We start from the raw sequence: 26301 nt of genomic DNA, 5'->3' as shown, positions 1-26301 counted from the left end.
TTCCTTGGACTTACTTGAGCGCTTCGGCGCCCGAGATGATTTCGACCAGCTCGGTCGTGATCGCGGCTTGGCGGGTACGGTTATACTGGATCGAGAGACGCGTGATCATATCGCCGGCATTGCGCGTGGCGTTGTCCATCGCGTTCATGCGCGAGCCCTGCTCCGACGCTGCGTTTTCGAGCAGCGCACGGAAAATCTGGATCGCGACGTTGCGCGGCAGGAGATCGGCGAGGATCGCTTCCTCGTCGGGCTCGTACTCGACCACGGCTTCGGCGGGTGCACCCGGCTTGGCTTCCGCACCGGGGATCGTCGACAGCGGGATCGGGATGATCTGGATGCCGGTCGGGACCTGCACCAGTGCCGAGACAAACTTCGCGTAGAACAGGTGTGCGACGTCGAACTGGCCTTCACCGAAGCGCTTGATCAGGTCTTCGGAGATTTCCTGCGCATCGCTGAACGCGAGCCGCTTGATCTGGCCCATCTCGTGATCGGCGAGGATGTCGTTCGGGAAGAAGCGCTTGATCACGCGCCCCTTCTTGCCGGCGACGTAGAACTTGACGGTCTTGCCGGCTGCGACCAGTTCCTCGGCCTTGCGACGAGCCGCCCGGACGATGTTGGTGTTGAACGCACCCGCGAGGCCACGCTCCGACGTCGCGATGACGATCAGGTGAACCTGATCCTTGCCGGTGCCCGCGAGTAGCGGCGAGGCGCCCGGCGCGATGCCGACACGCCCCGCGAGGCTCGCCATCACCGCTTCGAGGCGCTCGGCATACGGACGCCCGGCGACCGCCGCGTCCTGCGCACGGCGCAGCTTCGCGGCGGCGACCATCTTCATCGCCTTGGTGATCTTCTGCGTCGACTTCACCGAGCCGATGCGGATCTTAAGGGCCTTAAGTGATGCCATCTTCTCTTCCTGCTCCCTCGCCCCTCCGGGGAGAGGGTTGGGGTGAGGGGCTGCCACGGGAGCGGCACCTCGCGGTACTACCCCTCACCCCGACCCTCTCCCCAGCGGGGAGAGGGAGTTTTACTTAAGCGAAAGTCTTCGCGAACGCTTCGAGCGCTGCCTTGAGCTTGTCCTTCGCCTCGTTACCCAAATCGCGGGTATCGCGGATCAGCTTCAGCACGTCGGCGTGGTTCGCGCGCATGTCGGCTAGCAGCGCCTGCTCGTAGCGGGTCACGTCGGCGACCGGCACCTTGTCGAGATAGCCGCTGGTGCCGGCGAAGATCGACACGGTCTGCTCTTCGAACGGCAGCGGCGAGAACTGCGCCTGCTTCAGCAGCTCGGTCAGACGCGCGCCGCGGTTCAGCAGCTTCTGCGTCGATGCATCGAGATCCGACCCGAACTGCGCGAACGCCGCCATCTCGCGGTACTGCGCCAGCTCGAGCTTGATCGAGCCCGACACCTTCTTCATCGCCTTGGTCTGTGCGGCCGAACCGACGCGGCTCACCGACAGGCCGACGTTGATCGCGGGACGGACGCCCGAGAAGAACAGGTCGGTTTCGAGGAAGATCTGGCCGTCGGTGATCGAGATCACGTTGGTCGGGATGTACGCCGAAACGTCGCCCGCCTGCGTCTCGATGATCGGCAGCGCGGTCAGCGAGCCGCCGCCATTCGCGTCCGACATCTTCGCCGCACGCTCGAGCAGGCGGCTATGCAGATAGAACACGTCGCCCGGATAGGCTTCACGGCCCGGAGGACGACGCAGCAGCAGCGACATCTGGCGATACGCGACCGCCTGCTTGGACAGATCGTCGTAGCAGATCAGTGCGTGCATGCCGCGATCGCGGAAATACTCGCCCATCGCGACGCCGGTGTAGGGCGCGAGATACTGGAGAGGTGCGGGGTCCGACGCGGTCGCGGCGATGACGATGGTGTATTCCATCGCGCCGTTCTCTTCGAGCGTCTTGACCAGCTGAGCGACGGTCGAGCGCTTCTGGCCGATCGCGACATAGACGCAATACAGCTTCTTCGACTCGTCGTCGCCGGCGTTGGCGATCTTCTGGTTGATGAACGCGTCGATCGCGACGGCGGACTTGCCGGTCTGGCGATCGCCGATGATCAGCTCGCGCTGGCCACGGCCGACGGGGACGAGTGCGTCGATCGCCTTGAGCCCGGTCTGGACCGGCTCGCTGACCGACTGGCGCGGGATGATGCCCGGTGCCTTCACTTCGACGCGGCTGCGCTCGGTGGTGTGGATCGGGCCCTTGCCGTCGATCGGGTTGCCGAGGCCATCGACCACGCGGCCGAGCAGCTCCTTGCCGATCGGCACGTCGACGATCGTGCCGGTGCGCTTGACGATGTCGCCTTCCTTGATCTCGGAATCGCTCCCGAAGATCACGACGCCGACGTTATCGGCCTCGAGGTTGAGCGCCATGCCCTGCACGCCGTTCGAGAATTCGACCATCTCGCCGGCCTGGACGTTGTCGAGGCCGAAGATGCGCGCGATGCCGTCGCCGACGCTCAGCACCTGGCCGGTCTCGCTGACCTGGGCCTCGGTGCCGAAATTGGCGATCTGATCCTTGATGATCTTCGAGATTTCTGCGGCGCGGATATCCATTAGCTTAGCCCTTCATCGCGTGCGCGAGAGTGTTGAGACGCGTCTTGATCGACGAATCGATCATCTGGCTGCCGACGCGGACGACAAGTCCACCCAGCAACGATGGGTCGACGCTGAGGTCGACGGAAACTTCACGGCCGACCCGCTGGCGGAGCTGATGCTTCAGCTCGATCACCTGCTCGTCGGTCAGCGGATGCGCGGACGTCACCTCGGCCGCGATCTCGCCGCGATACTGCGCGGCAAGTGTCCGGAATGCCTTGATGATCTTCGGCAGAGCGCCGAGCCGGTGGTTCTCGGCGAGGACGCCGAGGAAGCTCTTGGTGGTCGCGTCGACACCGAGCTCGTCGGCGACCGCGGAGACCGCCTTCACGGCGGCACCACGCGACACCATCGGGCTGGACGTCAGCGTGCGGAAGTCCTCCGACTGCGCGAGCGCGTCGCGCACGTTCGCCAGGCTCGACTCGACCGCGTCGATCGTCTTGGCGTCACGGGCGAGTTCGAACAGAGCCAGCGCATAACGCCCGCCCAAGCTCGCCTGAATAGCGCCGCCGACATTACCGGGGGATGTCTCCACGGACCTTTGAATCCTCGCCTGAAACCGAAAATAGTGCCGCCCCATGGGGGAAGAGGGCGCGAAAGCACCTCTCATGGGACGCGGCGCGGGTAGCATCGGGTTCGCGGATTGGCAACCCGGCCGGAGGGCCGTGGCGGCGGGTTTGTGACTGTTTTGTCATTGATCGGGGGTTGGAAGGTCCCGATTTCGCCCCTCCCCGTCATCTCCGCGCAGGCGGGGATCGATATCCTCCGGACCCGGCGCTTTCACCGCACGGCCTACCACTATGGAGTCCCGCCTCCGCGGGAATGTCGGTATTGGACAGACGTTACGACCAATCGACGAGGACGAGAGAATGACCGGCACGATGGAAACGATGACGATGTCCGACGGCGCGACCGTCGCGGTCTATCACGCGCAGCCAACCGGCGAGCGTCGCGGCGGCCTCGTACTGGTGCAGGAGATCTTCGGCGTGACCGACCACATCCGCGACCTGTGCGACGAGTACGCCGCCGACGGCTACGAAGTCCTGGCCCCCGCGCTGTTCGACCGCGAACACCCAGGCTTCGAGGCGGACTATTCGGGCGAAGGCCTCGCGCGCGGCGTCGAACTCGCACGGCAACTCCACCCGTTCGAGCTATCGCTGAAGGACGTCCAGACCTGCATCGACACGCTCGCCCCCGCCGGCCCGGTGTTCGTGGTCGGCTATTGCTATGGCGGCTCGGTCGCGTGGTTCGCTTCGACTAAGCTCACCGGCGTCGCGGCGGCGAGCGGCTATTACGGCAGCATGATCCCGGCGGCGGCGGACGAGGAACCGAAGGTGCCGGTGATCCTGCACTTCGGTCGCCACGACCACGGTATCCCAATAGAGGGGGTCGAACAGGTCATCGCCAAGGATTGGCCGAATGCGACGGTGTATGTCTACGAGGCCGGCCACGGGTTTAATTCGGACCGGCGGAAGGATTACCACGAGACTAGTGCGGATTTGGCGAAGCAGCGCACGCTGGAGTTGTTCCGCGCCAACGGGGGCTGAGCCCACCTTATCCTTTAGCACCACCCCGGCGAAGGCCGGGGCCCAATTGGAAAGGTGGCAATAATTGGAGGACGCGCTCAGTTAGCAACGTCCCCCAATTGGACCCCGGCCGTCGCCGGGGTGGTGGCTCGGGCAGAACGTCTCGGCGCAGGCTGGCGCTACAGATGTGAAGGCAGCCCCTACGTCCTTGTTCTCCCGCGAAGGCGGGAGCCCAGACTGGGTCCCCGCCTTCGCGGGGAAACAACCTACCATAACTGCTCCTACATCACTCCCCCGGGAAATCAGCCCCAAGGCTATCCGCCTTATGCGCCTCGATCTCCTTCAACCGCTCGACCAGTTTCTTCGTCACAGCATCATACCCCCAGGCCCCCAGCACCAAGTGCCGCGGCGGGTGCGCAGCCTCGGTCAGCGCGATCATAGCCTGGCCAGCCCGCACCGGATCGCCCGCCTGAGCCCCGCTCCCCTCGCGCGTACCATCCAGCCGCTTCCCCGCCGTATCCGCATAGTCCGCGATCTTCACTGGCGTCTGCTTCAACGACCGTCCGGCCCAATCCGTCCGGAACGGCCCCGGCTCGACGCACGTCACGTCGATCCCAAGCGGCTTCACCTCGGCGAGCAGCGCATCGGACCAACCCTCGACCGCATGCTTCGATGCAGCATAATAGCCCGACCCCGGAAACCCAACCTGACCAGCGACCGACGTAATGTTGATGATATGGCCGCTCTTCTGCCCCCGCATGATCGGCAGCACCGCGCGAGTCAGCGCAAACAACCCGAACACGTTCGCATCGAACTGCGCGCGGATCTCGGACTCGACGCCCTCCTCGACCGACGCCTGATAGCCGTAGCCCGCGTTGTTCACGAGCACGTCGATCCGCCCGAACTTGGCCTTGGCCTGCGCCACGGCATCGTCGATCTGCGCCTGCTCCGTCACGTCGAGCGACAGCGCGAGCGCACGATCCTCGGCGCCTTCCGCCAGATCGGCGACGCGATCCGCATCGCGCGCGGTCACCACCGCACGCCAACCGCGCGCGAGCACGAGCTTGGCGAGTTCGCGACCGAAACCGGTCGAGCAGCCGGAAATGAACCAGACGGGCGTGTCGGAGGCCATGAGACATCTTTCGTTATGGGGTATGCCCCGAGAGAACGGCCGGACCACCGATTGGCTCCGCTTTGACCGCAAGCCACGGGATGCGCGCGCCGCGCGACCGGCTATACCGATCCAATGAGCATCGCCCCCGACACCGAAACCGCCTGGACCGCGTTCGAAGCGCGCGATCGCGCTTGGGACGGCCGGTTCGTCGTCGGCGTGAAGTCCACCGGCATCTACTGCAAGCCAAGCTGCCCCGCGCGCCACCCCAAGCGCGAGAACGTCACCTTCCACCCCGACGCAACCAGCGCCCGCGCCGCCGGCTTCCGCGCATGCCTACGCTGCACCCCCGATGAAGTCGGCCGCGACCGCATCGCCGCCGCCGCCGCGGTCGCGCTGCTCGAAACGGCCGAAGACCGCCTCTCGCTAGACGAGGTCGCCGCCAGGGTCGGCTACGCCCCGCACCATTTCCACCGCCTGTTCAAGCGCGCCACAGGCGTCACTCCCGCCGCCTATGCCCGCGCGCTACGCACCGGCCGCGCCGCCAACGCTTTATCGGAGGACTCGACCGTGACCGAAGCAATCTACGAAGCCGGCTATTCCGCCCCCAGCCGCTTCTATGAGGCCGACGCCAAGCGGCTAGGCATGGCCCCCAGCGCCTGGGCACGCGGCGGCGAAGGCGTCACGATCCGCTGGACCGCCGCCGACACGAGCCTCGGCTCGCTGTTCGTTGCCGCCACCGATCAGGGCCTGTGCCGCGTGTCGTTTGACGAGGACGCCGACGAACTCCGCCGCCGCTTCCCCAACGCCAGGATCGAACCAGGCGACGCAGCGCTCGCCAACCTAGCAGCGCAGGTGGTTGCCGCCGTCGAATCCCCCGAGCGCGACCAGAACCTCCCGCTCGACGTCCGAGGCACCGCCTTTCAGGAAGCGATCTGGCAAGCCCTACGCACCATCCCGATCGGCGAAACCCGCACCTACAGCGAACTCGCCGCGCTAGCTGGCCGCCCCGCCGCAGTCCGCGCCGCCGGCACCGCATGCGGACAGAACCCGGTCTCGATCGTCATCCCCTGCCACCGTGCGCAACGCATCGGCGGCGCGCTCGGCGGCTATGCGTACGGGCTGGACCGCAAGCGCGCTCTTCTAGCCGCGGAAGCTCAGCGCGCCGACTTACAGGAGTAGACGAGCTTTTCGTTCGGCAACGGCGGCAACACAGCGCGCACCGCCGCCTGCTGGCCCGCGAGACGACCCAACGCCGCCTCATCCATGTTGCACACGTTCGGCACGACGCCGCGCGCGGTCCGCGCCGCCTCCATGCCCGCCGCCGACATAAGATAGCGCGTGTTCGAATAGACGCGCGTCGCCGGATCGAACGACAGCACGGACACGGTCTGCTCGGCATCGGGCACCAGCACGCGGTCCCATCGACCATTCGCGCCGACATATTGCGTCTTGCCGTTCACACACCCCTTCGCACCCCAGTCGATCGGCACGTCCTCGCTCGACGAAATCGTGATCCGGCTGCGCTCAGGGATCAGCGTGCACATCAGCTTGCCGAGAGCGGCATCGGGCGTCGAAATCCGCGTCTTGGGCAGCGCCGACAACGGCACGTCGCCCTCACCGGAAGGCCGCAGCACGAACACCACGATCGCGACCAGCACGCTCAGCCCGCCGATCCCCAGCGCCCACACCGACTGCCGCCGCTGGCCACGCGATTCGAGCAGCCCCGCACTCCCGATCACCAGCGCCCCCGCCACCAGCAACAGCCCGGCAAGCGCCATGACGTTCTCGCGAGCCCGACCGGCCTCGGTCCGCGCCTTCTCCAGCGCGACCTCGCGAGTCATCGCATCCTGCGTCGCGGCGTCGCGCTTGGCGGACGCCGCATCGGCGGTCGCCTTCGCATCCGCGTCGGCGTCCTGCCGCAGGCGATCCTCGATCGACGTACATCCCGTCCCGATCGACGCATAAGGCTGTTTCGCATCGCGCAGGAAGCCCGCCAGCTCGGTATCCGCAATCGCGAACCCGAACGTCGAATCGCCCTCCTCGCCGCGCGTGATCGCCGAGTTCACCCCGATCACCCGCCCGCAGCGATCGAGCAAAGGCCCACCCGAATTTCCGCGCGCAATACTCGCGGTGTGCAACAGCACCTCGACACTGCTCAGCACGCGGCGCCCGGAGAGCACGCCCTCCGACCGCACCGGCGTCATCGGCCGGATATAATCCGCCGCCGACCGAGCCGTCGCCAGATCGACGTTCCCCGGGAAGCCGAGCGACACCACCGGATCGCCCTCGGTCATCGGCCCGGTATACAGCGCGCTCGGCGGCAGGCGTGCGCCGGTGAACTCGATCAGCGCCAGATCGCGCTGCGAATCATACGCGATCACCTTGCCCTGGTAGGATTTGCTGCCCTCGGTCGGGACGATGCCGACGACGACGTTGTCGGGATAGCGCTCGGCGAGATCGACGACGTGCGCGTTGGTGACGATCCGATTGGGCGCGATCGCGAAGCCGCTGCCGTGGCCGAAGCCGACCACCTGGTCGTCGACCACCGCGATCGTCACGACGCGCACGACGCCGCGCCCGGTGGCGGCGATGTCGTCCGCAGATGCGGAGCTCGCCAACCCGAAGGTGAGCGCGAGAAGAAGCAACAGGCGGATCATGTGCCTGCCTTCGGGGAGTTCGCGGCGGCGATCAACCCTGACCATCGCACCGCGCGACAGCGGCGCTTTCACGCGCCTGTTTTGGTTAGCAAATTATCAAGCCTTCACGCCTAACCCGGTCGACATTCATCCAGGGACACAGGCATGAGCGCATTCGGGCGTCGTAACGGCATCAGCGGGGGGCAAGCGGCCCGGCCCGCATTCGGCGTCGCGCGCCCGATGCAGGGCGGTGGCCCTGCGCCGCGGTCGGAACCCGAGGGCGGTTCGCAGTTTCCGCCCATCGATTCGCTGCCAATGCCCGGCGAGACCGATGGCTTTGGCCCCGGCATGATGCCCGCCGGACAGCTGGACGCGATGCAGCGCCTCTCCGATCGCCAGAACGCGAGCGGCGAGGCCGGTAACAGCAAGGTCGAGGGCTTCGAGCAGTCGATCCACAAGATCAAGGAACAGGTCCTTCCCCGCCTGCTCGAGCGCGTCGATCCGGAGGCGGCGGCGACGCTCGGCAAGGACGAACTCGCGGAAGAATTCCGCCCGATCATCGGCGAAGTACTCGCCGAGCTGAAGCTGACGCTCAACCGCCGCGAACAGTTCGCGCTGGAGAAGGTGCTGGTCGACGAGCTGCTCGGGCTCGGGCCGCTCGAGGAATTACTGGCTGATCCGAACATCACCGACATCATGGTGAACGGCCCCGACCAGACCTATGTCGAGCGCAAGGGCAAGCTCGAGCTCGCGCCGATCCAGTTCCGTGACGAGGAGCATCTGTTCCAGATCGCGCAACGCATCGTCAATTCGGTGGGCCGTCGCGTCGACCAGACCTCGCCGCTCGCCGATGCGCGTTTGAAGGACGGCTCCCGCGTCAACGTGATCGTCCCGCCGCTGTCGCTTCGTGGCACTGCGATCTCGATTCGTAAATTCTCCGCGAAACCGATCACGCTCGACATGATGGCCGGGTTCGGCTCGATGTCGCCGAAGATGGCCACCGCGCTGAAGATTGCAGGGGCCTCGCGGTTCAACGTCGTCATCTCGGGCGGTACCGGTTCGGGCAAGACGACGATGCTCAACGCACTGTCGAAGATGATCGACCCCGGCGAGCGCGTGCTGACGATCGAGGATGCCGCCGAGCTTCGCCTGCAACAGCCGCACTGGCTCCCGCTCGAAACGCGCCCTGCCAATCTCGAGGGCCAGGGCGAGATCTCGATCCGCGACCTCGTCAAGAACGCGCTGCGTATGCGTCCCGACCGGATCATCCTCGGCGAAATTCGTGGCTCGGAGTGTTTCGACATGCTCGCGGCGATGAACACCGGTCACGACGGCTCGATGTGCACGCTCCACGCCAACTCCCCGCGCGAGGCGCTCGCGCGTATGGAGAACATGGTGATGATGTCGGACATCAAGGTGCCGAAGGAAGCCATCTCGCGCCAGATCGCGGACTCGGTCGAGCTGATTATCCAGGTGAAGCGCCTGCGAGACGGCTCTCGCCGCGTGACCAACATCACCGAGGTGATCGGCATGGAAGGCCCGGTGATCGTCACGCAGGAGCTGTTCAAGTTCGAATACATGGACGAGTCGGCGGACGGGAAGATCCTGGGCGAGTACCGCTCGATGGGGTTGCGGCCCTATACGCTGGAAAAGGCCAAGCAGTTCGGGTTCGACCAGGCGTATCTAGAGGCGTGCCTGTAGGAACGTCGCTGATCGCGCCAACCTCCCGGCTGTTACCGTCCCGGTAAAGCCGATCACCCGGGCGTCGGCCACCACCTCGGCGGAGGCCGGGGACCAGTTGGAAAGGTGGCAATGACAGAGCGCGGTCCGCCGTCATCACCGTCCCCCAGCTGGGCCCCGGCCTCCGCCGGGGTGGCGGCCGTTGCGAGCGTTGCGCCCATCCCACACTGTTCGCTAGGCTGGTCTCGGCGCGCTAGTTCGCCGGGCTGATTGCAAGACTGGCTCAAGCAACGAACGCCCCTTCTACCGTCCCCTCGCAAACGCGGGGGCCCAGGAGCTACGAACGCCCGCGCCTGTCACTCTCAATGCCCACGTTCGCGACAGAACAAATATCGTTGCGCCGAAACAGTCTTACCTGGATTAAGATAAAGAGCGCCCTGCCAAGCGGATACGACCCGGCAGGCCTGTGTTCCGCATTGATCCCCACCCCGCCTCCACCCCGCCCCGGCAAAGCCCCCGCTTGTACCCGTCCCCCGACCCGGTAGGGGACAGCGCCAAATGCGTCGCGCCCTGCTCACCCTCGTCCCGCTAATCGCGGTCCTCTTCGTCTCGGCGCGCGAGCCCTCGAAATCCGCTCCGGCAACCGCGACCTCCCCCGCCGCACGCGACCGCGGCGTGTACCATCTCGCGGCGGACGCCGAAGCCCGCTGGATCCCGTTCGACCTCACCCCCGGCAACCAGATCCGCTTCAAGATGCAGCTCGACGGCCGCGACGTGACCGCGATCCTCGACACCGGCGTCAGCTACACGCTGCTCGCCAAGGCCTCCCCCGCGGTCGATGTCGCGAAACTCGTCGCCGGTGGCAGCGCGCAGGCGATCGGCGGATCGGTCGAGCTCGCCTGGATGCCGACCCGCACCCTTGCGATCGGCGGCCTCGCAAGAACCGGCGGCGGCGTCACCGTAACCGACCTCCCCGCGCTCGCGACCGGCAGCGTATCGGCGGTCGATCTGCTCGTCGGCGCTGACTTGCTGGCGGGGCATGCGCTCGACATCGATTACGCCGCGCATCGCTTTCGCCTGATCCGCTCGGGCCGCCTGCCGTTCAAGGGTGCGACGGCCCCCTTGCGCCTCTCGTCCGAGCGCAGCGTGTACGAAAGCGCCGCCACGCTCGGCGACCGGCGACTGGCGCCGATGATCGTCGACACCGGCGATGGCTCCTCGATCACCGTCACCAAGGCTGGCTGGAAGGCCGCCGCGATGGGAGTGCCATCGACCTCGGCGATCGCGTTCGGGCTCGCAGGCGCAGCAGTCAGTGGCCTCGCGATCGTCCCGGATCTCCACGTCGGCGCGATGACCGCACGCTCGGTCGAGGTTCGGATCGAGCCCGCCGGCGGTTTCTCGCAGTCGATCGGTGCCGCCGGCCGGATCGGCTCGGGCTTCCTGCAGAACTACCGCGTCCTGCTCGATCCCGGTGCGCGCCGGATGGTGCTCGACCCGGGCCCCAAAGCCGATCGGCCGCCTCTCCGGTCGACCAGCGGATTGCTCCTCGGCATCGAGAAGGATCGGCTGAAGATCCTCCACGTCATGCGCGGCGGCCCAGCGGCCGCAGCGGGCTGGAAGGACGGCGACCTGATCTGCACGATCGACGGCACGCCCGTCACCAGCGAATATGCGTCGAACCCGATCGCGTCATGGTCTGCAGGCACGCCCGGCCGCGTCGTTTCGCTCGGCCTGTGCGACGGCACGACACGGACACTTACCCTGCGACGCTTCTACTGAACCCATCCGCCGGTTTAACACTGGTCGCATCATGGTATCGGGTGGCCGACTAGCAAGGCGTCCGGGCAAGCCTCAACTCTTGATTGCCAGCCCGACCGTGACCGCGAGTCCGATCAGCGCCAGCATCTGGACGGTCGGCCAGTCGACCCAGCCCACCGAATCCGGATCGCGCCGCCGTCGCCTGCGGCGCTCACCGAGCCCGGCAATGACCGCCAACACGGCAAACCCGCCGCTCGCACTCCACAACACTCGCGCCATCCCCGCCCCAATCACTCAGCCGAGCTTCTCGACCTTTTCCTGCAACTTGGCGAGTTCGTCACGCAGCGCCGCGATCTCGTCGTCCTTGCTCGCCGCCGGCGCGGGTGCGGTCGCGGCGGGCGTCATCGCCTGCGCGGCGACGTCGAACATCGCCAGGTTGCGCTTGGCAATGTCAGCAAAGGGCGAATTCGCGAACGCGCCCTCGACCGCAGACTTGAACTGGTCGTGGTTGCGACGGAAGCTGTCCATTGACGCCTCCAGATAGCCGGGCACCATCGTCTGCATCGAATCGCCGTACATCGAGATCAGCTGGCGCAGGAAGTTCACCGGCATCATCGTCTCGCCGCGGCTCTCCTCCTCCATGATGATCTGCGTCAGGACGTTGTGCGTGATGTCCTCGTCGGTCTTCGCATCGACCACCTTAAAGTCGCGCCCCTCGCGAGTCATCGTCGCGAGATGATCGAGCGTGATGTAGGATGACGACTCGGTGTTATAGAGCCGCCGGTTGGCGTACTTCTTGATGATGACGATTCCGTCGGCAGCCTTTTGCTTCTTCATGGATCCCCCGTCTTATGTTTGAAACGGAGGCTACAGTCTTTGATGACGCACCGCAACAAGGTCCGAGGCCCTTACCCTTGTTCCTTTCCGTGCTGCGCAACGAGACTGCAGCATCGCCGGAACGCATGGCCCGCGCGCTAGCGGGATTGCGCGCATATCAGGGCGCACCGCGAGAGGAACGCCCCGTTCCGCGGCCTGCGATCCACCGCACTGGCCGGGTCGCGTTGCGCGATTATGGCGGCGAAGGGCGTCCCGTCGTGTTCATCCCATCGTTGATAAACCCACCCGACATCCTCGATCATTCGCCCGAGTCTTCGCTGGTGCAATGGATCGCCAAGCAAGGATTCCACGTTTGGCTGGTCGACTGGGGATCACCCGGCGACGCCGACCGCGACCTCGATCTGGCGGCGCATGTCGAGCGGTTGCTCGTCCCGCTGCTCCAGGCACTCCCCGAGCCGCCGGTGCTGGTCGGCTATTGCCTCGGCGGCACGCTCGCGCTGGGCGCCGCTGCGATCACGCCCACCGCCGGTGTCGCGACGATCGCTGCCCCCTGGCACTTCGCGGGTTATGGCGAGGGCCGCCCCGCGCTCGCCGCGACCTGGGCTGCGGTCCAGCCCGCCGCGGCGATGCTCGGCCTGCTTCCGATGGAAGTGCTCCAAGCTGGCTTCTGGCAACTCGACCCGACACGCACGATCGCCAAATACGAAGCCTTCGCGGACCTCGCTCCCGACAGCGACGCGGCCCGCGCATTCGTCCGGCTCGAGGACTGGGCCAACGCAGGCGCCCCCCTACCCTACGCCGCCGCCGCCTCTCTGTTCGAGGATTGCATCGCCAACGACCTGCCCGGCAAAGGCCGCTGGGACATCGCCGGCACCCCGGTAAATCCGGCCGCGCTCGCCTGCCCCACGGTCGAGTTCGTCTCGCTCAGCGACCGCATCGTCCCCGCCGCTACCGCGATCGGCCTCGCCGACCGCCGCGATCTCGGCGCGGGGCATGTCGGCATGATCGTCGGCCGCTCCGCACGCTCGCGCCTGTGGGAACCGCTCGCCAACTGGATCGCCGCGCTCGACTGACCTACATGAGGTCCAAGCATAGAGGATCCCGCCATGACCGACCTGAACCCCCACGACGTCGTCATCACCGCCGCCAAGCGCACCCCCGTCGGCAGCTTCCTCGGCGCGTTTGCGAGCGTACCCGCGCACGAACTCGGCCGCATCGCGATCGAAGCCGCGCTCGAACAGGCCGGCGTGGCCGGCGAAGACGTCTCCGAAGTGATCCTCGGCCAAGTCCTCACCGCAGCCCAAGGCCAAAACCCCGCCCGCCAGGCCTCGATGGCGGCCGGCGTACCGAAGGAAATCCCCGCCTGGGGCGTCAACCAGGTCTGCGGCTCCGGCCTCCGCGCGGTCGCACTTGCCGCCCAGGCGATCCAGACCGGCGACGCGAGCATTGTTGTTGCGGGGGGGCAGGAATCCATGTCGATGTCCGCTCATGCGCAGTCAATCCGGGGCGGCCAGAAGATGGGCAATCTTAGTCTTGTCGACACGATGGTCAGCGACGGCCTGACCGACGCCTTCAACGGTTATCACATGGGTAACACAGCCGAGAACCTCGCCGAGCAATACCAGGTCACGCGCGGCGAGCAGGACGCGTTCTCGGTCGCCTCGCAGAACAAGGCCGAGGCCGCGCGTGGCTCAGGCCGCTTCAAGGACGAGATCGCGCCGGTCACGATCAAGGGCCGCAAGGGCGACACGATCGTCGCCGACGACGAATATATCAGAGCCGGCGCGACTATCGAGAGCGTCTCGGGCGTGAAGCCCGCGTTCAAGAAGGACGGCACGGTAACGGCGGCGAACGCCAGCGGCCTCAACGACGGCGCCGCAGCCCTCGTGATGATGCGTCGCGACGAAGCCGAACGCCGCGGCTCGACGATCCTCGCGACGATCAAGAGCTGGGCCTCGGCGGGCGTCGACCCCTCGATCATGGGAATCGGCCCCGTCCCCGCCACCCGGCGCGCCTTGGAAAAGGCCGGCTGGACGCTTGCCGACCTCGATCTGATCGAAGCCAACGAAGCCTTCGCCGCTCAGGCGCTGTCGGTCGGCAAGGAACTCGGCTGGGACGCGAGCAAGGTCAACGTCAACGGTGGCGCGATCGCGATCGGCCACCCGATCGGCGCGAGCGGCGCGCGCGTCCTGACCACGCTGATCTACGAGATGCAGAAGCGCGACGCGAAGAAAGGCTTGGCAACGCTGTGCATCGGTGGCGGCATGGGAATTGCCATGTGCCTGGAAAGGTAGGGCTTCAAACCCTAACGGGACCGCTCCGGAATTGGAGCGGTCCCTCCGAACCGCCGCGAGTTAGAAGGTCGCGCGGGCAGCGATCGTGAAGCGGCGACCGGTCAGCAGCGTCGTCGTATCGAAGTTCAGGTAGCTGGCCGGAATGTAATAGCCGTAATATTTCTGGCCGTGCCGGTTGAACAGGTTCGACACCGACATGGTCAGGCGGAACTGCTTGTCGACGTTAAAATACATGCTCGGATTGACCAGCACATAATCGTCGATCTCGTCGATTTCCCGGATGTCCGGACCGCGAGTCACGCGTGATACGGTCGTGTTGAGCTGCTCGCCAGTATACTGGAAGGAGCTCGATACGCCGAACTGCTCACCCACATACCGAAGCGTCAACTGGCCCTGGAACGTGGGATCGCCGAGGATTCCGTCGATGCGTGCCGGTGCGATACCCGTGACGTCGTTCGTACGATGACGAACATACTGCATGCGTCCTTGGATGCCGACCGAACCTGGTATTCCCAAGCCCGACAGGGGTCGATAATAATCGAGTTCGGCCTGAATACCGTCGAACTTGTACTGGTTGCCGTTCGTGTAGGCCAGGTTGATGCCAGGATTTGCCGGGTCGTTGACGATCTGGCCGGCGATCGACTGGCCATTCGCCGCCGTACCAGCGCTGCCCGTCGGATAGCGTTGCAGCAATGAGCAGAAAGCGTTTCCATTCGCTGGATCGGCCGCGTTGAAGTCTGCGTTATCGAAGCAAGCCGAACCGATTTGCGCCACCGTAAGGCTGGCGATCGGCTTCGAGATCTTGATGTTGGTGTAGTCCACCGTGATCGTCAGGCCAGGGATAAAACGCGGCTCCAGAAGCACGCCGTAGGTGAAACTCCGCGCGACTTCGTTGTCCAAACCGGGATTGCCCCCAGACCGGCCAGGTACGGTCGAAAACGAGGCGTCGAGCGGCGTCGCGTTCGGGAACGTCGCCAGAAAGGCGCCGCAGTTTCGCGCCCGGTTGGCTGGTGCTGGCCCAGCGTTGATATTGGCAGCATTACAATAATCAGTGACGGTGTAGAATGCATTGGATGCCGGGAGGAACAGTTCCGTAATCGCGGGTGCGCGGAACGACTTCGTATAGTTGCCCCGGAACGTGATGTCCTTGATGGGGGCAATGCGACCACCAGCCGACCACGCGAAGAAGCCTCCGTTGACGGTATTGTCTACATACCGGCCGCTTCCGTTCAGTTCGAGGCTGTTCAGGAATTTCAGGTCATTGTTTGGCGTAACCAGCGGAACGATAACCTCGCCAAATGCTTCGTCGACGTTGTAGCGACCGGATATCGGCGCGATGGCAACCGACCGGCCAAGACCGGCGCGCTGGAAGGCGCTTGGGTTAAAGCTGCCCTCTTCCTGACGATGCTCGTAGCCGAGGTTGAAACCGACCGGATTGCCGAACAGATCAAACGGACTACCGCCGAAATTGGCGTTGAGCACCGACTGCTGGAGGCGGCTTCGCGTTACGTTCGTCTGGATGACATAGGCCCGGGCGGCTGGGTCCGAGAGCCCTTCACCAAGCAGGTTGAGTGGAACGCAGGCCGCGTCAGCCACAGGCAGCAGGCCGCCAGGCGCCGCGTTTGTCGCAGCGGTGACCGCCGTATTGCAGACGACCTGCCCGGCAGCGTTGCGCGTGACATTCACTGCGTTGACGAAGCGCTGCTGGTTCAAATCCTGGTTGGAGTCGACGATATCCGCGCGTCCGTAGTTGGCGCTGATCTCGTAATTGAAGTTTCGGCTGCCGAGCTTCAGATCGCCCCGTACGCCGTAGACCAGACGATAGACATCGTTGGTCGAGAAGCCCGTGGGATCCGACAGATCGAGGGAGGCGCGCGAAACCGAGAAGCGATTGACACCGAGTGCCTGCAACTGCGTTCGCGCCTGATCCGTCAGGAACGGCGTATTGACGTTGAACGTCAGTGCGCCACTTGCACCACCGAACAGGCTAGAGTTGAACGTCGGCTGCTGGACCAGTTCATCGCCACGGCTGTGCACGTACCAGCCCTCGGCGAACAGCTTCACGGCCGGGCTGACTTCGTAGTTGCCGAACAATGTACCGATATCGCGGCCAAGCTGGCTCGTGATCTGCGAATAATCGTTGAAGCGGAAACCATCGCCCCCGCTTGCTTCCTGGACACTGACGAACCGCGTACCGCGATTGAACGCAACGAGGTTACCGCTCGGATTGAACTGGAAATTCTGTACTGCGCCTGGAACGGAGGCGTTGGCCGCATTGAACGCAGCCGTGATGACGCCGCCGCCATTGAGCAACGGGATGGTGCGATTGCGGACCAGGACCGAACCGGGAATGCCGTCCGTCGCAGAATCATTATATCCGATGTTCGGGTTCAGGCGTCCATCATTGGCAAACGTCGTCCCCGCCGGGCGGCCAAGCGCCGTGGACTGCGCGGTTGTTGGATTGGTTGCATTGCCGACGTTGTCCCGCAGGAAGCCACGGGCATTGTACAGAATGCCGTCCTGACGATCACGCGTATACGAAGCGGTGATGTTGCCACGCCCGTCCGCAAAATCGAACCCGCCGACTGCGGCGAAATTATAACGGTAGCCGTCGCCCTGTTCGGTTACGCTGCTCGTTCCGCTGACCTGAAGTCCGGTAAAGTCGGTACGAAGCTTGAAGTTGACCGTTCCTGCAATCGCGTCCGATCCATAGATCGTAGCGCCGCCGATCGTGACGTTCTCCACGCTCTCGATAAGTGCGGTGGGGATATTGTTGATATCCACCTGCGTGCCCGAGGACCCTTGCCCGAACAATGTCGGAACGTTCGAAGACACGAAGCGTCGGCCGTTGACCAGCGTCAGCGTGCGGTTCGACCCGAGGCCAAAACCGTTGATGAAGTTCACGCCCTGCCCAAAGCTGCCCTGCGCGCCATTCGGCGTCACGCTGCCACGAATACCGGGCAATTCGTTCAGCGCATCAGCAGCGTTGGTGAACCCCCGCTCTTCGATGAAGCGCCGACTGACGGTTGCCGTCGGTTGCAGGTTGGTGATGTTTGGCAGTCGAATACGCGAGCCGGTAACGGTGATCTCTTCCGCCGGTGCTGCGCTTCGATCCGTACCGTCGGCGTTAAGCGTGCTGTTTGGCTGGGTCGGATTGTTAGTATCAGGGGCGGTCGTCACCGCCGGATCGGCCGGAGTCGTCTGCGCCTGGACGCTTGCCGACATGCCGGCCGCAAAAATTGCGAAAGCTGAAGCTCGAACGAGTAAAGTGCACCGCATCGCGTTGATTCCCCTTTGTTTCTCGATTTTGTAAGGTCGAGTTCAGGGAAGAGCGATGGCAATATGACAATGCTGTCATTTTTCAGCAAGCCGTTGTAATCAAGCAACATCGTCGGAATAATATAACAGCGCTATATCCATTTTCGATCAAATCTGTCGCTAAGAGCCGTAACCAGTTCATATTGCGACATTCTCGATGCCGCCGAAGCCAGCAGCAAGTTGTGCTCAAAGCCGATCCAGTCGCCCTCCGTCAGCGATGGCATCGTAGCGACGGAGATCGCCACGAGATCCATCGAAACGCGCCCGATGACCCGCATACACACGTCCTTGGCCCACGCGGTGCCGCGGTCGGAAAAGCCGCGAAAATACCCATCAGCATAGCCGAGGTTCACGATCGCCACGTCGGTGTCCACGTCTGCGGTCCAGGTTGCGTTGTAGCCCACGGTCTCTCCTGCCAAGACGCGACGACGTTGCAGTATCTGCGCTTCGATCGTCACCACAGGTTGGATCGTATTGGCGAGATCGTCTCGGGGGATCCCGCCGTACAATGCCAACCCTGGCCGCGTGAGATCAAAGGCATAGCCGTCGAGCGCGATGCCCGCGGAATTGGCGAGGCTCATCCGCTTCGCGTTCGTCGCGCCCGCCAGCGCAGCGAACCGGTCCCGCTGGACCGCGTTCATCGGTACGTCCTCGTCGGCGCAGGCCAAGTGGCTCATCAGCGTTTCGATCCGGAGGCCGTCGAGCAGGCCGCTTGCGATGTCGTCCGCCGACACGCCGAGGCGGTTGATGCCGGTGTCGGCCATGACGTCGCACGCGCCGCCGCCGGCTGCTTTCCAGCGCGCGACTTGGGCGGGGGTGTTGAGGACCGGGCGGGCGAAGCCGGCGGCTGCGGCGGGCATGTCTTCCTCGCGGACGCCGTGGAGGACGGAAACCGTCAGGCCCAGCGGTGCGAGTTCGGCGGCTTCCTGCCAGTTCGACACGAAGAAGTCGCGGCAACCGGCGTCGGCCAGGCGGCGTGCGACTTCGATCGCGCCGAGGCCGTAGCCGTTCGCCTTTACCGCGGCGCCACATGCGGCGGTGCCGCTCATGCGGTCGAGCGTGCGCCAGTTCTGGACGAGGGCGTCGCCGTCTAGGCGCAGGCGGAGGGGAGCGGGAATGTCGATCACCCGGCGCGGAATAGTGCCGCGGGCGCGGCGCGTCGACTGTCTATGCTGCGTCGATGCGCCCGACCGGGACTAGCAGGCGGCGGCCATCGTCTTCGAGCGGCGCCACTCGGACGCCGAACACCCGCGCGAGCGTTTCCGCGGTCATGACCTGGGCCACGGGACCAAACGCGACGACGCGACCATCGGCGAGCAGCAACGCATCGTCGGCCGCGCGCTGTGCCTGGACAAGGTCGTGGAGGACGATCGCGACCCCTGCTCCGCCGAGCGCATAGCCGCGCAGGCGGGCGAGAAGGTCGATCTGGTGCGACGGGTCCAGGCTTGCGAGCGGTTCGTCGGCGAGCAGCCAACGTGGCTCGCCCGCCAGCACGCGGGCCAGCAGGACACGCGCCCGTTCGCCGCCGGAGAGTTCGCCGACCGGGCGATCCGCGAGATGAATCGTCTCGGTATCGTGCATCGCGCGGTCGACGGCGGCGTAATCTTCGAGCGATGGGGCAGCATGCGCGCCGAGGTGCGGCAGGCGGCCGAGCGCGACGACATCGCGCGCGACGATGTTCCAGTGGACCGTCGCGTCCTGCGGGAGATAGCCGATCGCGCGGGCTCGGGCGCGCGGGTCCATGCTGGCGACGTCCTGCGCATCGAGGCGGACGTAGCCGGTGCTGCGATCGACGAGCGCGGCGGCGGCCTTGACGAGCGTGCTCTTGCCGGCGCCGTTGGGGCCGAGGATCGCGGTGACGCGGCCGGGACGCAGGTGCGCGGACACGTCGCTGAGGACGATGCGCTTGCCTAGCTTCACGCCTAGCGCGTCGATGATCAGATCCATGCGCGACCTCGTTCCCTGACCAGCAACCCGAGGAAAAACGGCGCGCCGATCAGCGCCATCGCGACGCCCAGCCGGACTTCGCCAGCACCGGGGGCGAGGCGGACGAGGCTGTCTGCGGCGAGCACGAGCGCTGCGCCACCGAGTGCCGAGGGCAGCAGCAACGCGCTCGGGCGGTGGCCGAAGATCGGTCGCAGCAGATGCGGGACGACAAGCCCGACGAAGCCGATCACGCCGGTCACTGCGACTCCTGCGCCGACGACCAGGCCGGTGCCGAGCACGACCAGCAACCGGACGCGGCCCATCCGAACGCCGAGCGACCGCGCCGCCGTCTCACCCAGCGACAATGCGTCGAGCGAGCGCCCGGTGAGCATCAGCAGGGCGCCGCCAAGCAGCATCGGCGGCAGTGCGAGCTTCAGGTCGTCCCCGCCGCGATCGGTCAGCGCGCCCATGATCCAGTCGATCACCTCGGCGACGGCATAGGGGTTCGGCGCGATCGAGATCAGGAACGCGGTCAGCGCGCCCGCAAGGCTCGACAGCACCGTGCCCGCGAGGATGAAGGTGATCGCGCTCGGCGACCGCCATGTCAGCGCGGCGAGCAACGCGACCGCGCCGCCTGCGCCCAGCATCGCGGCGACGAAGATCGCGGGGCCGGAGCCGAGCCCGAACACGATCGCCGCGACCGCGGCCAGCGCTGCGACCGACGACACGCCGACGACGGCCGGGTCGGCGAGCGGGTTGCGGAGATAGCCTTGCAGCACCGCGCCCGACAGGCCGAGCGTGGCGCCGAGCGCGAGGCCCAGCACCGCACGTGGCAGACGTAGCTCGAGGATGATCCACCAGCGCGGGTCGGTCGAGAACCAAGCAGAGGCCGGCACCCAGACTTTTCCGCAACCGAGCGACAGGCCGAACAGAAGGATCACGAGCAGGCCGAGAGCGATGAGTTTAGGCGTGCGTGTCATAAGAACGCCTCCTCGCCCATCCCGACCACCGCCACCACCCCGGCGGAGGCCGGGGCCCAATTGGGAGACGGTCGTGACAGCGCGCGGCACTCCGTTACTTCGGCCATTCCAATTGGGCCCCGGCCTTCGCCGGGGTGGTTTTGGTATGCGTGTCGCATCACAGCCCCGCCCGGATCGTGGCGAGACGTTCGAGCGCAGGCGGGATGGTCGGCCCGCCGCAATTGATCAGCACGCGCGGGAAGACGGCTTGCGGCGTGTTCGGCAACAGGCGGTGGCGCAGGGCGGTGCCGCGGCTTTCGCGTTCGGAAGCGATCACGACGGCGGGCGGCTGCGTCACGATCGTCTCGGCGGAGAGGGTGCCGGTATGCGTCAGGCCGTAGGTCGCGGCGGCGTTTCGGAAGCCGACGCGCGTCATCATGTCGTTCAGCAACGTGCTCCCCCCGGTCGCGAGATCGCCGCTGATATAGAGCAACGCGCTCGGCGGCATGTCATCCTTTGGCCCATCCTTGCTGCTCCAGCGCGCCACCGCGCGGTCGATCTCGGCATTGATCCGCGCGCCGCCCATCGGTGCGCCGGCAGCCTCGGCGATCTGCGTGACCTGCGCCTGGCTCTCGGCGATCGAGTCTGGGATGCCGACCAGCAGCGTCTTCAGACCGGCGCGCGCGTACGCCGCCTGAGTCGCGGGCGGCGTGTAGGTGCTGGCGATGACCAGATCGGGGTGGAGCGCGATCACCTCCTCCGCGGTCCCGGCGATCCCGCTAAACCGGCGCGCGACGGCGATTGGAATCGAAGTCGCGGAGGGGTCCTGCGAATAATGGCTGATCGCAGCGATCCTTGCGGGCGGCAGGATGCGGACCAGCACCGAATCCACGCACGGATTGGTGGAGACGATCCCCCCGCCTACTCCCGCACCGGGTGGTTTTGCGCAGCCCCCGATCAGGAGCGCGAGGAGGATCGCCCGGCGCCTCACTTCAGGCGCAACCGCACGCCGCCATAGGCCGCGCGGCCGTAATTGCCGTAGCCCGCGATCGTTTCGTACCGCGAGTCGGTCAGGTTATCGACGCGGCCATAGACCGCGAACCGCTCGCCGATCGGCAGTTCCGCACGCACGCCGGCCAGCGCATAGCCGTCGAGACGCGTGGTATTGCTCGCCTCGTCGAAGCTGTCGCCGACCATCGTCACGGTGCCGCCGACGGACAGCCCGAACGCGAACCGGTAATCGGCGTCGACGCTCGCGGTCTGCCTGGGCCGGCGCGCAAGGTCATTGCCGAAATTGTCCCCGATCGAGCGGTTCTCGGTGTCGATATAGCTGTAGTTCGCCGTCATGGTCAGCGCGTCGACTGGGCGCAGCGCGAGCGTAAATTCAACGCCGTCCGCTTCGGCCCGCGCGACGTTGTCGTAGACGCCGAACGGGCGGTTGGCGCAGATCGAATTGAGCGTCGTCACCTCGGTCGGGCTACAATTGCGGAAGTCGATCTGGTTGCGCGTGCGACGATTGAAATAGGTGACGCCGACGCGGGCGCGATTACCGAGAAACGCCTGTTCGGCGCCGATATCGAAGTTGCGCGCGGTCTCTGGAGCGAGGAAGCCGTTCCCGTATTCGGAGAAGAGCTGGTACAAGGTCGGTGCCTTGAAGCCCTCACCATAGCTCGCCCGGACGGTGGTGCCAGTGCGCAACGCCAGCGCGGCATTCGCCCCGAACGTCGTGCGGCTGCCGAAATCGTCGTGATCGTCGTTGCGGATGCCGCCGGTGACCGTGAGGACCTCGAGCGGCTTGACGATCAGCTGACCGTAGACGCTGGTGATGCCGGTATCCGCGAAGGTGACGCCGTCGTTGAAGCGGCTGTTCTCACGCTCGACGCCTGCGACGACGCGGACCTGGTCGAGCGGACGGAAGTCGCCCTGATACTCATAGCGCTCGCTGCGGCCGCGACCGATGAACGACGGATCGCTGCCGAAGCTCGGGTCGTAATTGTCGCGGTTGATGTCGGCGATCGTGAAGGCCACGCGGTTGTTGAACCGACCGTCGGCGAAGTTCGCATGGAGCCCCGCGTAACCATAGGCTTCGCGCGTCTTCGAATATTCGGCGGTGTCGGCGAGCACGTAATCAGGGGCCGGGAAGCCGTCGATCGCGACGCGACTGTCGGCGAAATAGCCGCGCAGGTCGAGGCCGATGCCCGGCGCGAACTCGACGCCGACCCGCCCGGTCGCGCCATATTGGCGATAGCCGTCGCGCTCGGTGCCGCTGGCCGCCGATGAGATGCCGTCGGTGCGCAGATATCCGCCGGTCAGCGAGCCCGACACCGGACCCGACTTGCCCGACACGCCCGCGCTCGCGAACACGCTGTCGGCATAGCCATATTCAGCGTTGGCGCGGGCTTGGACGCCTTCGGTCGGCGCGGCGGTGATGATGTTGATGACGCCGCCGATCGCCTGGCTGCCCCATGGCACCGAGTTCGGGCCGCGCAAGATTTCGATGCGCTCGACCGAGCTCGACAGGAGGTTGCCAAAGTTGAAGCCGCCGCCGGTCGACGACGGATCGTTGACGCGCACGCCGTCGATCACGACGAGCGTCTGGTCCGCCTCGGCACCGCGGATGCGGACGCTGGTCAGCGCGCCGACCGTGCCGTTGCGCGTCACCGTAACGCCCGGAGTGGTCGCGAGCAGATCGGACACCACAGTGGTCTGGCGGCGCTCGATCTCGGCGCGGTCGATCACGGTCACGGCCTGGCCGATCTCGCTCAGCGGTTGTGCGGCGCGGGTTGCGGTGACGACGACTTCGGGAGCGTCGGGGTCGGGAATGTCCTGCGCGTAGGCGGGCGATGCGATCGCCGCGGCGCTCAGGAGAAGAAAGAATTTCGTCATCGGCTGCGTCCTAAACGGAACCGCCAGCGACCATTCGCCGGGCGGCCAGACGTCTCTCGCTCGAGGAAACCCGGCATGACCGGAGCACTCGTCCGCGCCGGACACCCGCCCGCGCAGTGGATCGACCGTGAGAGGCAGGTCTCCTGGCTTCCGGGTCGCCGCGCCCACCCCGCCTTCCCAGGTCGAGACCCAGTGGCATATTCGGGGTGGCCGCTATCCGGTCACAGTTGCGGGTACAGCGCCGGTCTTGCGGATTTGGATCGTGCCGACCCGGCCCGCGCACCGGCTTCCCTTTTGATCCCGTTGCCGGGAACCCTTCACGTAGGCGGCATTAGTCGCGCGTAGTGCACGGGTCAACGCGGGGGATAAGGAGCATCGACCCGCGATAACGCGCGCTGAGGTAGGGTTGGCACAGCCCATCGCACCTCCCCGGCGGAGGCCGGGGCCCAGTTGGGAAACGTCGCTAACTGCGCGTGGTCCGTCGTTACTGCGACCTCGCCAACTGGGCCCCGGCCTCCGCCGGGGTGGTGGCGTGTTAGTCGGGACGTCGCTTTCCCTCCCTTGTTCTCCCGCGAAGGCGGGAGTCCAGTCTGGGTCCCCGCCTTCGCGGCGAAACATGCTGTCTTCGTTTGTCGCAGCGGGAGCGGACTAAGGCTCATCGCCCGCCGTAGCGCAGCCCGACCCAGATCGTTCGCGGCGTAGCGCGCTCGACGATGTTCGCACCGCTGATCCCCGCCTCGACCCGCTCGTTGAACAGATTTTCCCCGCGCAGTTCAGCAACCAGCGACCGCATGATCGGCAACGCCGCATACGCATCCAGCGTCGTCGCAGCCCCAAGCACCCGCGTGTTCTGGTCGTCATCGAACTGCTGCCCGATATGCCGCACCGTCAGCGACAGCGCCGCCGCATCGTGTCGCCAGTCGACCGTCCCCGACACCTGGTCGCGCGGCGTCTGCGCCGGTCGCAAGCCGTCCAGCGCGGCGGTGATCCCCGAACCTTCGACCTTCGAGTTCGTGTGCGACCACGACGCCTGCACGCCAAACGGACTATTTCCGGCACTGGGCCGATACGACGCATCCAGCTCGAACCCATGCGCGCGGATCGCGTCGAGGTTCTGGCGAACGCGGTAGGTGGCGACACCCGGCAACACCTGCGGCGGATTGGTCGTCGTGACGTTCGCCACGGCATCCTTAAGCCGGTTGTAGAAATACGTCGCGGCGATGTTCACGCCCGGCGCAGGCGTCAGCGTCACCCCACCCTCGACCCCGGTCAGCCGCTCCGGCGCCAACAGCGCATTCGCCGCGGTCGCATCGTTGCCGACGCGGAACGGGCGATACAGTTCGTTGAGCGTCGGCAGTCGCCACCCGCGATACCCGGCCACCCGTAGCGTGATCGCCTCGACCGGCTGATACGCCACGCCCGCCCGGCCGGTCGTCTCGCTGCCGTCGCGGTCCGCATAGCGCAGATTGGTCAACGCCGCGCCGCCCGCCAGCGGCCGTTCGGACAGATAGCCACCATCGATCGACCACCAGTCGACCCGGCCACCCAAGCTGAACGTGAAGTCGCCCGCGACAAGGCTCCCATCCGCGAACACGCCGGTCGTCGTCGTGCTCCCGCCGGCCTCGCGCCGCCGCGTCGGCACGGTATTGACGAACGTATACAGCTCCTGCGTCTTGCCGCTCACGTCGCGAACATCCGCGCCCAGCCGAAGCGTGATGCTCTCGCCCAGCGGCGGAGCGATCTCGATCCGCCCGCCGAGGCCGGTCGCCGGCGTATTATACTGGTTCAGCGACTGGATCGCGGTCGTCCGCGCGGCATTGATGCTGTTGAAGCTGCTCGCGAACGCGCGCGTCTGCAGATACGCCAGTGCCGAATACCCCCAGCGACCGCGCCCGACCAGCCGGACGCTCGCATCCGCGCCTTTGCTCTTGTTGTCGGTAAAGTCGCTCCCCCGGTCGCGCCGATCGATGAACGCGCTCGCGTTCATCTGCAATTCGGTCTTCGCACCGATCCCGACGACGGTCCGCAGCGCGCCCGACGCCTGCTCGTACGGCGCGGCGCGATCGACGATCCCCCGGCTCTCCTCGACGGTCGGCGTGAAGCCGTCCCCCCGCGCGTAAGCTCCGGACAGGGTCGCAAACCCCGATCCGCGCACCAGTGCCGCAGAGCCCTGCGCATCGACCGAATCCCGGCTGCCATACGCAACGCTGCCCTGGAATGGCGCCGCCTGATCCGGCGTCGCACTCTCGAGCTCGACCGTCCCCGCCAGCGCCCCTGGCCCCTGATACCCGCTCCCGCCACCACGCGTCACGCGGATGCGTCCAAGCCGCCCCGTCGCATAGGCGGGAAACGCGACCCAGCCGCCGAACGGATCCGCCTGCGGCACGCCGTCGAAGATCAGCAGCGCGCGGCTCGACGCATTGCCGCCGATCCCGCGCAACGAAATCCCCTGGCTAGTCGGGTTGGCACTACGCGAGTCCGACCGGCGAAACTGCTGGAGCCCCGCGACGTCGGACAGCACGCTCTCCAGCCGGTTGCTCGCATTCGCCTGGATCCGGTCGCGGTCGATCGTGACGATGTCGTACGCACGATCACCGGGTGCATCGGCAAGCCCGCGCCCGGTGACGACGATGTCAGCCGGCTGGTCGGCAGGCGCGACCATCGTCTGCGCGACCGCGCCACCGGACGAAATCAACACGAAGGCGAGCGTAGAGAGCGAGATACGGATCATCACCGCCGCATGGCAGCTTTTCCGCCCGCCCGGAATACG

At 66.1% G+C, this 26301-nt stretch carries 20 protein-coding genes and 1 riboswitch; of the genes, 6 read left to right on the top strand and 14 right to left on the bottom strand.

The genetic code is table 11. The features are described from left to right. Positions 1-10: 10 nt before the first annotated feature. From O6X71_RS09455 to O6X71_RS09445, 3 genes are all read right to left on the bottom strand, one after another. A complete protein-coding gene (locus O6X71_RS09455; RefSeq protein WP_353465636.1) occupies positions 11-904 on the bottom strand; it encodes a F0F1 ATP synthase subunit gamma in 894 nt (297 codons plus the stop codon). A 124-nt stretch (positions 905-1028) separates the two neighbouring features. Further along, complete coding sequence (gene atpA / locus O6X71_RS09450; protein WP_055873607.1) at positions 1029-2558, bottom strand: F0F1 ATP synthase subunit alpha; 1530 nt, start codon at positions 2556-2558, stop codon at positions 1029-1031. Positions 2559-2562: 4 nt separating this feature from the next. Next, complete coding sequence (locus tag O6X71_RS09445) at positions 2563-3132, bottom strand: F0F1 ATP synthase subunit delta (protein ID WP_353465635.1); 570 nt, start codon at positions 3130-3132, stop codon at positions 2563-2565. 334 nt (positions 3133-3466) lie between these two features. Between O6X71_RS09445 and O6X71_RS09440 the strand changes: the two genes are divergently transcribed. Continuing rightward, positions 3467-4144: a dienelactone hydrolase family protein gene (locus tag O6X71_RS09440; RefSeq protein WP_353465634.1), complete on the top strand. Its 678-nt coding sequence runs from the start codon at positions 3467-3469 to the stop codon at positions 4142-4144. Positions 4145-4409: 265 nt separating this feature from the next. On the opposite strand, the gene O6X71_RS09435 is transcribed toward O6X71_RS09440, so the two are convergent. Continuing rightward, complete coding sequence (locus tag O6X71_RS09435) at positions 4410-5255, bottom strand: oxidoreductase (protein WP_353465633.1); 846 nt, start codon at positions 5253-5255, stop codon at positions 4410-4412. A 114-nt stretch (positions 5256-5369) separates the two neighbouring features. Between O6X71_RS09435 and ada the strand changes: the two genes are divergently transcribed. Beyond that, on the top strand, positions 5370-6416 hold the full coding sequence (ada, locus tag O6X71_RS09430; protein ID WP_353465632.1) for a bifunctional DNA-binding transcriptional regulator/O6-methylguanine-DNA methyltransferase Ada: 1047 nt from the start codon (positions 5370-5372) through the stop codon (positions 6414-6416). Here the strand turns inward: ada and O6X71_RS09425 are convergent. After that, complete coding sequence (locus tag O6X71_RS09425) at positions 6392-7894, bottom strand: S1C family serine protease (RefSeq protein ID WP_353465880.1); 1503 nt, start codon at positions 7892-7894, stop codon at positions 6392-6394. The genes ada and O6X71_RS09425 overlap by 25 nt on opposite strands. Before the next feature lie 144 nt (positions 7895-8038). Between O6X71_RS09425 and O6X71_RS09420 the strand changes: the two genes are divergently transcribed. Both O6X71_RS09420 and O6X71_RS09415 read left to right on the top strand, forming a co-directional pair. Continuing rightward, the gene (locus O6X71_RS09420) at positions 8039-9574 is read left to right on the top strand and encodes a CpaF family protein (RefSeq protein WP_353465631.1); all 1536 of its coding nucleotides are present in this window, start codon (positions 8039-8041) and stop codon (positions 9572-9574) included. Between the two features lie 537 nt (positions 9575-10111). Continuing rightward, complete coding sequence (locus O6X71_RS09415) at positions 10112-11332, top strand: hypothetical protein (RefSeq protein WP_353465630.1); 1221 nt, start codon at positions 10112-10114, stop codon at positions 11330-11332. 72 nt (positions 11333-11404) lie between these two features. Here O6X71_RS09415 and O6X71_RS09410 read toward each other — a convergent pair whose 3' ends face one another. Beyond that, a complete protein-coding gene (locus O6X71_RS09410) occupies positions 11405-11581 on the bottom strand; it encodes a hypothetical protein (protein WP_353465629.1) in 177 nt (58 codons plus the stop codon). A gap of 24 nt (positions 11582-11605) precedes the next feature. Next, positions 11606-12148, bottom strand: coding sequence for a polyhydroxyalkanoate synthesis repressor PhaR (phaR, locus tag O6X71_RS09405; protein ID WP_353465628.1), 543 nt, complete (start codon positions 12146-12148; stop codon positions 11606-11608). 125 nt (positions 12149-12273) lie between these two features. Here phaR and O6X71_RS09400 point away from each other — a divergent pair, with 125 nt between their 5' ends. Together O6X71_RS09400 and O6X71_RS09395 are read left to right on the top strand one after the other, a co-directional pair. Next, positions 12274-13221 carry an alpha/beta fold hydrolase gene (locus tag O6X71_RS09400; protein ID WP_353465627.1) on the top strand — a complete coding sequence of 316 codons (948 nt, stop codon included), beginning with the start codon at positions 12274-12276 and terminating at the stop codon, positions 13219-13221. Between the two features lie 33 nt (positions 13222-13254). Then, positions 13255-14442 (top strand): acetyl-CoA C-acetyltransferase, encoded by a 1188-nt coding sequence (locus O6X71_RS09395; protein ID WP_353465626.1) that lies wholly within the window; start codon positions 13255-13257, stop codon positions 14440-14442. 60 nt (positions 14443-14502) lie between these two features. Here O6X71_RS09395 and O6X71_RS09390 read toward each other — a convergent pair whose 3' ends face one another. From O6X71_RS09390 to O6X71_RS09360, 7 genes are all read right to left on the bottom strand, one after another. Continuing rightward, a complete protein-coding gene (locus O6X71_RS09390; protein ID WP_353465625.1) occupies positions 14503-17667 on the bottom strand; it encodes a TonB-dependent receptor domain-containing protein in 3165 nt (1054 codons plus the stop codon). Positions 17668-17852: 185 nt separating this feature from the next. After that, positions 17853-18878, bottom strand: a complete 1026-nt coding sequence (alr, locus tag O6X71_RS09385) for an alanine racemase (RefSeq protein ID WP_353465879.1) — start codon at positions 18876-18878, stop codon at positions 17853-17855. Positions 18879-18927: 49 nt separating this feature from the next. After that, complete coding sequence (locus O6X71_RS09380) at positions 18928-19707, bottom strand: ABC transporter ATP-binding protein (RefSeq protein WP_353465624.1); 780 nt, start codon at positions 19705-19707, stop codon at positions 18928-18930. Then, positions 19698-20666, bottom strand: a complete 969-nt coding sequence (locus O6X71_RS09375) for a FecCD family ABC transporter permease (RefSeq protein ID WP_353465623.1) — start codon at positions 20664-20666, stop codon at positions 19698-19700. The genes O6X71_RS09380 and O6X71_RS09375 overlap by 10 nt, the downstream gene beginning before the upstream one ends. 157 nt (positions 20667-20823) lie before the next feature. Then, positions 20824-21636, bottom strand: coding sequence for an ABC transporter substrate-binding protein (locus tag O6X71_RS09370; RefSeq protein WP_353465622.1), 813 nt, complete (start codon positions 21634-21636; stop codon positions 20824-20826). Next, positions 21633-23531, bottom strand: coding sequence for a TonB-dependent receptor plug domain-containing protein (locus O6X71_RS09365; RefSeq protein WP_353465621.1), 1899 nt, complete (start codon positions 23529-23531; stop codon positions 21633-21635). Before O6X71_RS09365 ends, O6X71_RS09370 begins: the two co-directional genes overlap by 4 nt. Positions 23532-23647: 116 nt before the next feature. After that, positions 23648-23864, bottom strand: a riboswitch (cobalamin riboswitch). A 322-nt stretch (positions 23865-24186) separates the two neighbouring features. Then, the gene (locus tag O6X71_RS09360) at positions 24187-26262 is read right to left on the bottom strand and encodes a TonB-dependent receptor (RefSeq protein ID WP_353465620.1); all 2076 of its coding nucleotides are present in this window, start codon (positions 26260-26262) and stop codon (positions 24187-24189) included. Between the last annotated feature and the right edge of the window lie 39 nt (positions 26263-26301).

This window comes from Sphingomonas faeni, from assembly GCF_040407505.1.
In the GTDB taxonomy this organism is placed as follows: Bacteria; Pseudomonadota; Alphaproteobacteria; order Sphingomonadales; family Sphingomonadaceae; genus Sphingomonas; species Sphingomonas faeni_E.
This window is presented reverse-complemented; position numbering and strand designations above follow the sequence as displayed.

Coding starts and splice junctions, on each gene's coding strand:
- O6X71_RS09455 (WP_353465636.1), bottom strand. CDS start 904: ATGGCATCACTTAAGGCCCTTAAGATCCGCATCGGCTCGGTGAAGTCG.
- atpA (WP_055873607.1), bottom strand. CDS start 2,558: ATGGATATCCGCGCCGCAGAAATCTCGAAGATCATCAAGGATCAGATC.
- O6X71_RS09440 (WP_353465634.1), top strand. CDS start 3,467: ATGACCGGCACGATGGAAACGATGACGATGTCCGACGGCGCGACCGTC.
- O6X71_RS09435 (WP_353465633.1), bottom strand. CDS start 5,255: ATGGCCTCCGACACGCCCGTCTGGTTCATTTCCGGCTGCTCGACCGGT.
- ada (WP_353465632.1), top strand. CDS start 5,370: ATGAGCATCGCCCCCGACACCGAAACCGCCTGGACCGCGTTCGAAGCG.
- O6X71_RS09425 (WP_353465880.1), bottom strand. CDS start 7,894: ATGATCCGCCTGTTGCTTCTTCTCGCGCTCACCTTCGGGTTGGCGAGC.
- O6X71_RS09420 (WP_353465631.1), top strand. CDS start 8,039: ATGAGCGCATTCGGGCGTCGTAACGGCATCAGCGGGGGGCAAGCGGCC.
- O6X71_RS09415 (WP_353465630.1), top strand. CDS start 10,112: ATGCGTCGCGCCCTGCTCACCCTCGTCCCGCTAATCGCGGTCCTCTTC.
- phaR (WP_353465628.1), bottom strand. CDS start 12,148: ATGAAGAAGCAAAAGGCTGCCGACGGAATCGTCATCATCAAGAAGTAC.
- O6X71_RS09400 (WP_353465627.1), top strand. CDS start 12,274: ATGGCCCGCGCGCTAGCGGGATTGCGCGCATATCAGGGCGCACCGCGA.
- O6X71_RS09395 (WP_353465626.1), top strand. CDS start 13,255: ATGACCGACCTGAACCCCCACGACGTCGTCATCACCGCCGCCAAGCGC.
- O6X71_RS09390 (WP_353465625.1), bottom strand. CDS start 17,667: ATGTCGGCAAGCGTCCAGGCGCAGACGACTCCGGCCGATCCGGCGGTG.
- O6X71_RS09380 (WP_353465624.1), bottom strand. CDS start 19,707: ATGGATCTGATCATCGACGCGCTAGGCGTGAAGCTAGGCAAGCGCATC.
- O6X71_RS09375 (WP_353465623.1), bottom strand. CDS start 20,666: ATGACACGCACGCCTAAACTCATCGCTCTCGGCCTGCTCGTGATCCTT.
- O6X71_RS09365 (WP_353465621.1), bottom strand. CDS start 23,531: ATGACGAAATTCTTTCTTCTCCTGAGCGCCGCGGCGATCGCATCGCCC.
- O6X71_RS09360 (WP_353465620.1), bottom strand. CDS start 26,262: ATGATCCGTATCTCGCTCTCTACGCTCGCCTTCGTGTTGATTTCGTCC.